Source organism: Flavobacterium sp., from assembly GCF_044376915.1.
GTDB lineage: Bacteria > Bacteroidota > Bacteroidia > Flavobacteriales > Flavobacteriaceae > Flavobacterium.
In genome coordinates, this window is sequence record NZ_JBILKB010000065.1 from 1 (window position 1) to 11,278 (window position 11,278).

Consider the following 11,278-nt stretch of genomic DNA (forward strand, 5'->3'; position numbering starts at 1 on the left):
GATATTATTTGCCGCTTTTATTTTTGCGTTTTCGGCTCAATGGAAAAAAACAGTTATATATATTTTGCTTGGTATCTTTTTGTTGCACATACTCAATTGCTTTCGCATTGCTTTTCTGTGTTTTGCCCTATACCATTACAAACAATATGGTGCACTGCTACACGGTACTATTTTTCCTCTTATTATTTATGGTGCTGTATTTTTATTGTGGATTTTATGGGTAACTAAATTTTCTGATTATGCTCGAAAATCTGCTACATAATAAAGCAAGGGTTGTTGTTTTGGCCCTATCAATGTTTGGTTTGGTGCTTATAAGGGCCTTTGAAGAGGTGCTTTTTTACGATCCTTTTTTAGCGTTTTTTAAAAGTGATTTTAAGAATAGCACATTGCCAATTTTTGAAGCTGTACCCTTGTTTTTAGGACTTATATTTCGATTTTCCTTAAATACAATTTTTTCGTTAGCCATACTTTACTGCTTTTTCAAGCAGAAACAAATGCTCTGGTTTGCCGGTAAATTGTATGTTTTAGCTCTTTTAGTTTTGTTGCTTGCTTTTTTTGCAATAGTATTTCTTTTTGAATCGCCTAATTACATGGTTTTGTTTTATGTGCGCCGTTTTTTAATACAGCCAATGTTGTTAATGTTATTTGTTCCAGCGTTTTATTTGCAATACCGATCAAATTAATTTGTATTTTTGTGCCATGCATTTCAGAAAACAAATAAGTTTTTTTTTAGCCCTTCTTATTTTTGTTGCCAATATAGGCTTGCATTTTTCTGTCCACTATTGTAAGGATGAAATTGCTTCCATTTCTTTTCAATTTAATACGGACGAACCCTGCTTAGAAAAAGTTACTTCCTGTTGTGCAAAAGTAGCTTCACATGATTCGTGTTGTTCAAATAAAATAGTCAAAGTTGAAAAGAAAACAGATGATGTTTTGGTTAAAATCGTTCAGCTAGAACTTCAGCCTACTGTTTTAAATTCCGAATCGAAACCGAGTTCAATAGGTTTTGAATCTGGAATTAGTGCATCCAATCGCGTTGGATATTATTGCTATTCTCATGGGCCTCCTCTCTATAAGCTCAATTGTCAATTTGTTTTTTATGCTTAAGTTTTTTGTTTTTATTCTGTAAATCACTGAATTTTAACATCAAACTCATTCAATATGTTTACTAAAATAGCGTTCTTGTTATGCTTTGTTACGTTTGTGGCATCGGCTCAAGAAACAATAAAAGGAATTGTTATAGATGCAAATAAGCAACCCATTAGTGGTGCTAATGTCATGTGGCTAAACACAACAATTTCAACAAATACTTCAACCACGGGAAATTTTTCGATAGCAAAGTCTTCTGAATCTTCGTTTTTGATTGTTAGTGTTGCAGGTTATGAAACACAACAAATTGCATTAGCAACACTAGAAAACTTGACGATAGTCCTCAAAGAAATAAATAGTTTGCAAGCCGTAACGGTTTCAAAAACTAGAAAAAGTACCGAGCATTCGCTGTATAAAGTTACCAACGTGCAAACCATGGGGCAAAAGGAACTTTTAAAAGCAGCCTGCTGTAATTTGTCAGAAAGTTTTAGCACCAATCCGTCCATTGATGTCAATTTTTCAGATGCGGTAACGGGGAACAGGCAAATTAAGATGCTGGGGTTAACGAGTCCTTATATTTTAATCGCCGAAGAAAACATACCGGCTGTTCGTGGCGCTTCTCAAGCCTACGGTTTATCTTTTGTGCCCGGTACTTGGGTCGAAAGCATTCAAATTACAAAAGGTGCCGGAAGTGTTATTAATGGCTACGAAAGTATTTCGGGCCAAATTAATTATGAGGTTTTAAAGCCCGTAAATGATATTCCATTTTTTCTAAATGCTTACGCTTCTCAAGATCAACGTTATGAAATTAATACCCATTTCAATACTAAATTTTCGGATCAATTGAGTTCGACTTTATTCGTACATGGAAACACTCGTGTATGGAAAAATGATATGAATAATGACGGATTTTTAGACAATCCACTAGGAAAACAAGTCAACATATTAAACCGTTGGCAATACACCAATACCGAGAAGGGTTGGGTAAGTTTTTTCAATCTCCGGTATATGAAAGATGACAAACAAGCGGGGGAGGTAGCATTTAATGTGGATCGTGATAAATTTACCACAAATGCATGGGGAAGCGAAGTGAATACCGAAAAAATTGAAGTTTCAAACAAAACAGGGTATGTATTTCCAGATCAGCCTTATCAAAGTTTCGGATTTCAAAATTCATTTCAGTCGCATCGACAAGATTCCTATTTTGGCTTGAACCGCTATGATATCCATCAGAAAAGTTTTTATTCTAATCTGTTGTTCAATTCCATAATAACCAATACGAAAAATAAGTTTACTACGGGAGTCAACTTTGCTCTTGATCAATACGATGAATTGGTACAGGTAAACTTTACCCAAGATTTTTCGAGGGCAGATACTTCTATTGGCGCCTTTTTTGAATATACATATGATAATTTAAACAACTTTAGTCTGATAGCCGGGGCCCGAGTGGATCATCACAATCGATTGGCAACTTTTTTTACGCCCAGGTTACACCTAAGGTATAATCCGTGGAATCAAGCTGTACTAAGAGCTTCAATAGGAAGAGGCAAACGAGCAGCGAATATTTTTGCCGAAAACCAGCACTTATTGGCTTCTTCGCGAGATTTTTCAATTCGCAGTTCCAATGGTAATTTATATGGATTACAAGCCGAAATCGCATGGAATTATGGTCTTAGTTTTATCCAAAAATTCAAGCTATTCGAGAAAAGTGCTGAAGTCATTGTAGATTATTATGTAACCGATTTTCAAAATCAAGCCGTTGTAGATTTGGATGCTAGTGCACAACAAGTTCTGTTTTATAATTTAGATGGAAAGAGTTTTTCAAAATCCTTTCAAGCGGAGTTTTCTCTCGAATTGGTAAAGCATTTGAATATTAAAACAGCCTATAAATACTTTGATGTACAAACGCAATTTACCACGGGCCAACTCCAACGTGCCTTGCAAGCCAAACATCGTTTTTTTGGGAATGTGTCGTTTGAAACGCATATTAAAGAGCAAGGGCAGCAATGGAAATTTGACGTAACGTATAATTGGTTAGGAGCACAGCGATTACCTTCAACGGCAAACAACCCTGTCGCTTATCAATTGGGCGATTATGCTCCTTCATTTGCAGTAATAAACGCACAAATTACCCGAACATTCTCAAGCGTATTCGAAATGTATATTGGAGGTGAAAATATGGGGAATTACAAGCAAAATAACGGAATCGTACAAAATGAAAATCCTTTTGGGAATTACTTTGATAGCAGTATGCTGTATGGTCCTGTTTTTGGTCAGATGTATTATGCCGGATTGCGATTTAAAATTAAATAACAACAAACAAAAAATATATGAAAACATTTATTGTAGTACTAGTCGCCAGTCTTTTTTCACTCAGCGGTATCGCCCAAGAGAAAAAAAGTAAAAACAAAAAAGTAGAATTCAAAGTAGCTGGAAATTGCGAAATGTGTGAAAAACGAATCGAAAAGGCTGCCTTTTCTGTAAAAGGAGTAAAAAGCGCCGATTGGCATATCGATCATAAGGACATACATTTGATTATCGACGAAAACAAATGTTCTGTGGAAGACGTGGCAAAAGCGATAGCTGCAGTTGGACATGATACCGAATTCATTAAGGCAAAAGATGAAGATTATGAGAAGCTTCATGGGTGTTGTCTTTACAATAGGTTGTAAATAAAAAAGGCCCAATAGAAACTATTGGGCCTTTAAATTATTATTAATTGATTTACATCATCCCAGGCATTCCTCCGCCCATAGGCATTGCTGGAGTGTCTTCTTTGATGTCGATTAATGCACACTCTGTTGTCAAGATCATTCCTGCTACTGAAGCTGCATTTTCTAGCGCTACACGTGTTACTTTTTTAGGATCGATAATTCCAGCAGCTAACATTTGAACGTATTCTCCTGTTTTTGCATTGAATCCGAAATCGTCTTTTCCGTCTGTAACTTTTGCGATCACTACAGAGCCTTCACCACCTGCATTTTCAACAATAGTTCGTAATGGGGCTTCTACAGCTTTATTGATGATTTGTATTCCGGTAGCTTCGTCCGCATTTTCTGCTTTGATGTTTACCAATGCCGCTTTAGCACGAACTAAGGCAACACCACCACCGGCAACAATTCCTTCTTCAACGGCTGCTCGTGTTGCATGTAAAGCATCATCAACTCGGTCTTTTTTCTCTTTCATTTCAACTTCAGAGGCAGCTCCTACATATAATACGGCTACACCACCCGCTAATTTTGCTAAGCGTTCTTGCAATTTTTCACGGTCATAATCAGAAGTTGTTGTTTCAATCTGTGCTTTAATTTGGTTGACTCTTGCCTTAATATTATCGGCAGCTCCAGCTCCATTTACAATTGTAGTATTGTCTTTATCGATTGTTATGTTTTCTGCTGTTCCAAGCATATCTAAAGTAGTGTTTTCTAATGAATATCCACTTTCTTCTGCAATAACAGTTCCGCCTGTTAATATGGCGATATCTTCTAACATCGCTTTTCTACGATCACCAAAACCAGGTGCTTTAACCGCAGCTATTTTTAATCCACCGCGCAATTTATTAACCACTAAAGTAGCTAACGCTTGTCCGTCTACATCTTCAGCAATGATTAACAAAGGTCTTCCCGATTGCGCTACTGGTTCTAATACCGGAAGTAATTCTTGTAAATTTGATATTTTTTTATCGTATAAAAGTACATAAGGATTGCTCAATTCAGCTACCATTTTATCAGCATCGGTAACAAAATAAGGAGATAAATACCCTCTGTCAAATTGCATCCCTTCAACCACATCTACATAAGTATCCATGCCTTTTGCTTCTTCAACTGTAATGACACCTTCTTTTCCAACTTTTGAAAAAGCAGTTGCAATTAAATCCCCAATGGTATCATCATTATTTGCAGAAATTGAAGCAACTTGTTTGATTTTTTCTGAAGAATCACCTACGGCAACAGCTTGTTTGCTCAATTCACTAACAATGGTTTCCACAGCTTTATCAATTCCTCTTTTTAAGTCCATAGGATTGGCGCCAGCTGCAACGTTTTTCAACCCTTCTTTGACAATTGCTTGAGCCAATACCGTAGCTGTTGTTGTTCCATCACCGGCCAAATCATTGGTTTTTGAAGCCACTTCTTTTACCATTTGGGCTCCCATGTTTTCTAACGGATCTTGTAATTCAATTTCTTTCGCTACAGAAACGCCATCTTTGGTTACTGTTGGACCTCCAAAAGATTTAGAAATGATTACATTTCTCCCTTTCGGACCTAAAGTTACTTTAACTGCATTGGCTAATGCATCAACACCACGTTTTAAACCATCGCGTGCTTCAATATCAAATTTTATATCTTTTGCCATTTTAATTAGTTTTTAATGTTTAACGATTAATTTTTTTAATCTTTGATTAAAGAATTGCATAAATTTCGTCTTCTCTCATGATCAAGTAATCTTTCCCCTCATATTTAAATTCGGTTCCAGAATATTTTCCATAAAGTACGACATCGCCTACTTTTACAGTCATGGTGTAGTCTTTTTTGCCATTTCCTACGGCTACTACAGTTCCTTTTTGTGGTTTTTCTTTTGCAGTATCTGGAATAATAATCCCAGATGCTGTTGTTGTTTCAGCTGCTAATGGAGCAATAACAACACGGTCTGAAATAGGTTTAATGTTTAATGACATAGTGTATTAATTTAATTGTTATTTAATGCAGTTCACGTATTCAGAAATTATGCCAATTCAATACTATGCCATTTTTTCTGAAATAAAAAATGCCAGCACTGACAGGCTGGCATTTAATTATGTTGATTTAATTCTTATTTTGTAGAATCTGTTGCAACTGGAGCAGTTGTAGCAGGAGCTTGCTTGTTTGGAGCAAGAGTTTTTGGAGTAGCTGCTGGAGCAGTCGTATCATCTTGTCCTAAAATTTTAGAATCGGTAACGGCATTACCACCATTAAAACTTAAACTTGACAATAAGATAAGCGCAATCAAAATACCGCCCAATGTCCAAGTACTTTTGTCTAAGAAATCGGTTGTTTTTTGTACACCACCTAATTGTTGTGAACCTCCAAAAGAAGAAGATAATCCACCGCCTTTAGGGTTTTGAACCATAACCGCTAAGATTAATAAAAAACAAACAATTGTTATTGCAATTAAAAAACCTGTGAATCCCATAATTAATTATTATTTTGTTGTAAATTTTTGATTTCATTTATTCGGTCTGCAAAGAAACTACTTTTTTCTGGATATTTCAAAATTAAAATTTCATAAGCTTGAATCGCTTTATTATATTTTTTTTGTTCTAAAAATACTTTAGCCAAAGTTTCAGTCATTAAATGTGTTGGTTCTTCAATACTTTTGCTAGTATTTCGAGGAATTTCAACATGTTCTTTAACAGGAGTTATTTTTGGATTTGCTTCTATAAATTTATCTATTAGCGCTATTTTTTTTTCTTTTTCTACATGAGAATTGGATGTATTTTCAGGAGTTCCTCGCTCAATGGGCTGCAATTTCGTGAGTTGTAACCATTCATGAAAGGAATGTTTTTCGGTTTTTGAAAAGTTCAAGGGTGCACCAATGCCTAATTTTTCTTCTGAAAAACTTGCGTTTTTTTCTTCTGCTTCTTCAATTGGAGCGCTATTTACTTGCTCAATTTTGATTTCTTCAATGCCCTGCACATTAATGTTTTGGATGTACTCCTGAATGGCATCTATTTTATCTTGTTGTAACGTTGCAAAATGTTCCGAAGTAATGAATTCAAAGAGTATCGTACGATCTGTTGTGTAAGCGGCTGTTTTCTTTAATTCGTAATTGTATCTAAAACTATCTTGATTGTACAAGCCTTTTAAATGCAAAGCGCGCGCCGACTGAAAATAGGGATATTGTAATACCACATTTTCAAGGGCGATCGTTTGTTTCTCATTCGTCGCTTCGGGTTTGTTTAATAAATAGGTAAGGTCGGCTGTATTCAAAATATAAAACTAGTTAGTTACCATTTAGCAAGTGATTCATTAAAAATATCTTGTGTAATACGTTCAAAAATTTCGTCAAGTGCTGAAGAAAGTTGTGGGCCAACCAATTGTGCATTGGCATCAAAATCATAAAAAAAGGAGAATCTTTTTTCAAAGTTATCATCTTCTTTGTTTCTGTTAGAAAATCTAACATTTACAGCAATTGTTAATCTGTTCTGCGCCGCTCTTTGGTCGGCAGTAGCCGTCATGGGTGAAATCCGGTATTCTACAATCTCCCCTTCATAAATCAATTCACCGCCTTGAGTAACTAAATTTAAATTGGTTTGATTTTGAATGATATCTTGTAATTCAAGCGTAAAAGTTCGTTCAATTCCGGGTTCAATTAATTCCGCATTATTTTGAAAATAATTGACTTGAAAAGTCTTTGCATCAATCGGTTTTGCTCCTGTAAAATTATATATTCCACAGCTGTTTAGCAGTAAGGAGAGTGCAGTAATAAGAACAACAATGCTATGTTTCATTATAAATCGTATTGTTTGATTTTTCTATACAAGGTGCGTTCTGAAATACCTAATTCATCCGCAGCTGCTTTTCTTTTTCCTCGATTGCGCTCCAATGATTTTTTGATGAGTTCAATTTCTTTGGCCTCAAGACTCAGAGTTTCTTCTTCGTCAACTGTTTCGGCAAATAAATAATTATCTTCGTCATCATCAAAGTTTTCTTGCATCAATTTACTTTGAGTGGGCAACATTTCCACACGCGATTCTTCTTCAAAAATAGTATTTTCTTCCGGTTTTCCGTAAATTTTTTGAATTAATCCTTTATTTGTTTCTTGGACTTTACTACTTCCGTTTTGCATTAACTCCATGGTGAGTTTTTTCAAATCGTTCAAATCGCTCTTCATATCGAAGAGTACTTTGTATAATATTTCTCTTTCGTTACTGAAATCGCTCTCTGCTTTTTTAGAACCAATTACTGACGGTAAATGAGATTGTTCTGTTGGTAAATAGGAAAGAAGCGTTTGTGCGGTAATTTCTCTTTTCGTTTCTAAAACAGAAATTTGCTCCGCCACATTGCGAAGTTGACGAATATTACCACTCCATCGGTATTTGATCAACAATTGAATGGCTTCTTCATCCAATTTAATGGCGGGCATTTTGTATTTGTGTGCAAAATCGGCAGCAAATTTTCGAAAAAGTAAATGAATGTCTTCTTTGCGTTCGCGTAAGGGCGGCAACATAATATCAACCGTACTCAATCGGTAAAATAAATCTTCTCTAAATTTCCCTTTTTCTATAGCCTCAAACATATTTACATTAGTAGCTGCTACAATCCGTACATTGGTTTTTTGTACCTGTGAGGAGCCGACTTTTATAAATTCACCATTTTCTAAAACACGCAACAAGCGCACTTGAGTCGTTAATGGTAATTCTCCCACTTCATCCAAGAAAATAGTGCCTCCATTGGCCACTTCAAAATAACCTTCACGCGTATTGGTTGCGCCAGTAAACGAACCTTTTTCGTGCCCAAAAAGTTCGCTATCAATCGTTCCTTCAGGGATAGCACCACAGTTAACGGCAATATATTTGCCATGCTTACGGTGTGATAATGAGTGAATAATTTTAGGAATACTTTCTTTTCCTACACCACTTTCACCGGTGACCAATACTGAAATATCCGTTGGCGCCACCTGAATGGCTTTCTCTACGGCACGATTGAGTTTTGGGTCGTTCCCAATAATTTCAAATCGTTGTTTTATAGCTTGTACTGATTCCATATATTTTGTTTCAGGTTTCAAGTTTCAGGTCTAAAAGTTATCTTGAAACTTTCAAACTTGAGACTTGATACAAAAAAATTAATTCATTAGTTCAGAATATCCCACGGCTTCTCCAATCAAGGTAGCTGCGGTACAATCGGTAATTTTTACAAGTACAAATTCACCTACTTTGTAGTTCTCTTTTGGAAAAACGACTACGGTATTTTGCGAATTTCTTCCACTCCAGTGTGCATCAGAACGTTTTGATTCTTTTTCAATCAATACTTCAACTTCCTGACCAATGAATCGCTGTGTTCGCTCTAATCCGTGTTTTTGTTGTAAATCTACAATTTCCGTTAATCTGCGTTTTTTTATTGTTTCAGGCACATCATCTTCCATTTTTCGGGCAGCTAAGGTTCCTGGTCGTTCAGAATAGGCGAACATAAATCCAAAATCATATTTTACATATTCCATTAAACTCAAAGTATCTTGATGATCTGCTTCAGTTTCGGTAGGAAAACCAGCAATCATATCTTGCGATAATGATATATCCGGAATTATAGCATAAATTTTATCAATTAAAGCCATGTATTCTTCACGGGTGTGTTGACGATTCATTTCCTTTAGAATTCGAGTGCTTCCACTTTGAACCGGTAAATGGATGTAGTTGCAAATGTTATGGTGTTTAGCAATAACATGTAATACTTCTTCATGCATGTCCTGTGGGTTTGAAGTTGAAAATCGAAAACGCATTTTAGGAAATAACGTAGCACATTTGTCAAGTAATTGGGCAAAGTCCATAGCCGTCGCTTTTTGCATGTCCGTAGCCTTGACGTAATCTTTTTTCAATCCACCACCATACCATAAGTAGCTGTCCACATTTTGACCCAATAAGGTCACTTCCTTAAATCCTCTGTCGTATAAATCTTGAACTTCATCTAAAATACTTTGTGGCTCACGGCTGCGCTCACGGCCTCTTGTAAAAGGCACCACACAAAAAGTACACATATTATCACATCCCCTTGTAATAGAAACAAAAGCATTGACACCGTTGCTGTTCAAGCGCACGGGTGCTATGTCACCATAGGTTTCCTCTTTCGATAAAATAACATTGATAGCATCTCTACCTTCTTCAACTTCGGCCAAAAGATTGGGTAAATCTTTATACGCATCGGGTCCAACGACCATGTCGACAATTTTTTCCTCTTCTAAAAATTGACTTTTCAAACGTTCTGCCATACAGCCTAAAACGCCTACTTTCATACCGGGGTTAATTTTTTTAACCGCGTTGTATTTTTCCAAACGTTTGCGAATGGTTTGTTCGGCCTTGTCGCGAATAGAGCAAGTGTTGACCAACACCAAATCGGCATCTTCCAGATTTTGAGTGGTATTGTAACCGTTTTCATAAAGAATTGAAGCCACAATTTCACTGTCTGAAAAATTCATTTGGCACCCATAACTCTCGATAAAAAGTTTCTTTGTATTTCCTTCTTTTTGGTCTAAAACTAAACTTTGACCTTGTTTTTTTTCGTCAATTTCCTTTTCCATACTGTAAATTTCCATGTAAAATTCCGAAGTTTCGGATTGCAAAGATAATACTAAAATCTAAAATATGACAAGATGTCAGTAAAGGTTTAACAGGTTTTTTCGATTATTTTTTATTTTGCTGTTGGAATGGCAATTTTTATTCCTTAATATAGGACAAAAAGAAACTTTCCTAAAACTAATTATCGGTAAAAATGTGATCGAGAAGTCAAAATTTAAAAAAAATAGATACTTTTGCCGAACAAACAAAAAGTGAAATGGCAAAGAATTTAGTAATCGTTGAGTCACCTGCAAAGGCAAAAACCATCGAAAAATTTCTAGGAAGTGAGTATCAAGTGGAATCGAGTTATGGCCATATTGCTGATTTACCTTCGCGAGAAATTGGAGTAGATGTTGCCAATGGATTTAAGCCCAAATATGAAGTATCTGCCGATAAAAAAGCATTGGTAACCAAATTGAAAGGATTAGCTAAAAATGCCGATATGGTTTGGTTGGCTTCCGATGAGGACCGTGAGGGAGAAGCAATTTCTTGGCACTTATCGGAAGAATTAAATTTAAAGCCAGAGAAAACAAAACGTATCGTTTTTCACGAGATTACCAAAACTGCTATTCAAAAAGCCATTGATAATCCGAGAGGAATCGATTATAACTTAGTCAATGCTCAACAAGCCCGACGTGTATTGGACCGATTAGTGGGTTATGAGTTGTCGCCTGTGCTTTGGAAAAAAGTAAAAGGAGGTTTGTCTGCAGGTCGTGTACAATCGGTTTCTGTTCGATTGATTGTGGAACGCGAACGTGAAATCCAAGAGTTTAAACCAGAGGCCTCTTATAGTATTACAGCTGAATTTACTAACGAAGCTGGAAAAACGTTCAAAGCAAAATTACCCAAGAACTTCGCTACTAAAAAAGAAGCCGAAGATTTCTT

13 protein-coding genes are annotated in these 11,278 nt (G+C 36.0%); 6 read left to right on the forward strand and 7 right to left on the reverse strand.

Annotation, left to right across the window (positions count from 1 at the left end; all coding sequences use genetic code 11):
• The 5 genes from xrtF to ACIQ6Z_RS07500 form a co-directional block, all read left to right on the forward strand.
• Window positions 1-262 (forward strand): exosortase family protein XrtF (xrtF, locus tag ACIQ6Z_RS07480; RefSeq protein ID WP_396210286.1); only part of this gene is annotated, 262 nt, incomplete at its 5' end.
• Window positions 240-683, forward strand: a complete 444-nt coding sequence (locus tag ACIQ6Z_RS07485) for an exosortase F system-associated membrane protein (protein ID WP_396210287.1) — start codon at window positions 240-242, stop codon at window positions 681-683. The genes xrtF and ACIQ6Z_RS07485, both read left to right, overlap by 23 nt.
• 16 nt (window positions 684-699) lie before the next feature.
• Window positions 700-1,107 carry an HYC_CC_PP family protein gene (locus ACIQ6Z_RS07490; RefSeq protein ID WP_396210288.1) on the forward strand — a complete coding sequence of 136 codons (408 nt, stop codon included), beginning with the start codon at window positions 700-702 and terminating at the stop codon, window positions 1,105-1,107.
• Between the two features lie 54 nt (window positions 1,108-1,161).
• The gene (locus tag ACIQ6Z_RS07495) at window positions 1,162-3,402 is read left to right on the forward strand and encodes a TonB-dependent receptor domain-containing protein (RefSeq protein ID WP_396210289.1); all 2,241 of its coding nucleotides are present in this window, start codon (window positions 1,162-1,164) and stop codon (window positions 3,400-3,402) included.
• Between the two features lie 17 nt (window positions 3,403-3,419).
• Complete coding sequence (locus ACIQ6Z_RS07500) at window positions 3,420-3,761, forward strand: heavy-metal-associated domain-containing protein (RefSeq protein ID WP_396210290.1); 342 nt, start codon at window positions 3,420-3,422, stop codon at window positions 3,759-3,761.
• A gap of 52 nt (window positions 3,762-3,813) precedes the next feature.
• Here ACIQ6Z_RS07500 and groL read toward each other — a convergent pair whose 3' ends face one another.
• The 7 genes from groL to miaB all read right to left on the reverse strand — a co-directional run bounded on the left by groL (window position 3,814) and on the right by miaB (window position 10,356).
• On the reverse strand, window positions 3,814-5,439 hold the full coding sequence (groL, locus tag ACIQ6Z_RS07505) for a chaperonin GroEL (protein WP_396210291.1): 1,626 nt from the start codon (window positions 5,437-5,439) through the stop codon (window positions 3,814-3,816).
• A gap of 46 nt (window positions 5,440-5,485) precedes the next feature.
• Window positions 5,486-5,761: a co-chaperone GroES gene (groES, locus tag ACIQ6Z_RS07510; protein WP_396210292.1), complete on the reverse strand. Its 276-nt coding sequence runs from the start codon at window positions 5,759-5,761 to the stop codon at window positions 5,486-5,488.
• Between the two features lie 134 nt (window positions 5,762-5,895).
• Window positions 5,896-6,258 carry a preprotein translocase subunit SecG gene (secG, locus tag ACIQ6Z_RS07515; RefSeq protein WP_396210297.1) on the reverse strand — a complete coding sequence of 121 codons (363 nt, stop codon included), beginning with the start codon at window positions 6,256-6,258 and terminating at the stop codon, window positions 5,896-5,898.
• On the reverse strand, window positions 6,258-7,052 hold the full coding sequence (locus ACIQ6Z_RS07520) for a tetratricopeptide repeat protein (RefSeq protein WP_396210293.1): 795 nt from the start codon (window positions 7,050-7,052) through the stop codon (window positions 6,258-6,260). Before ACIQ6Z_RS07520 ends, secG begins: the two co-directional genes overlap by 1 nt.
• A 17-nt stretch (window positions 7,053-7,069) precedes the next feature.
• Window positions 7,070-7,573: an LptE family protein gene (locus ACIQ6Z_RS07525; protein ID WP_396210294.1), complete on the reverse strand. Its 504-nt coding sequence runs from the start codon at window positions 7,571-7,573 to the stop codon at window positions 7,070-7,072.
• Window positions 7,573-8,829 carry a sigma-54 interaction domain-containing protein gene (locus ACIQ6Z_RS07530; RefSeq protein ID WP_396210295.1) on the reverse strand — a complete coding sequence of 419 codons (1,257 nt, stop codon included), beginning with the start codon at window positions 8,827-8,829 and terminating at the stop codon, window positions 7,573-7,575. The genes ACIQ6Z_RS07525 and ACIQ6Z_RS07530 overlap by 1 nt, the downstream gene beginning before the upstream one ends.
• A gap of 78 nt (window positions 8,830-8,907) precedes the next feature.
• Window positions 8,908-10,356, reverse strand: a complete 1,449-nt coding sequence (miaB, locus tag ACIQ6Z_RS07535) for a tRNA (N6-isopentenyl adenosine(37)-C2)-methylthiotransferase MiaB (RefSeq protein ID WP_396210298.1) — start codon at window positions 10,354-10,356, stop codon at window positions 8,908-8,910.
• Between the two features lie 254 nt (window positions 10,357-10,610).
• Here miaB and ACIQ6Z_RS07540 point away from each other — a divergent pair.
• Window positions 10,611-11,278: type IA DNA topoisomerase (locus ACIQ6Z_RS07540; protein WP_396210296.1), on the forward strand; the 668-nt coding region annotated here is incomplete at its 3' end.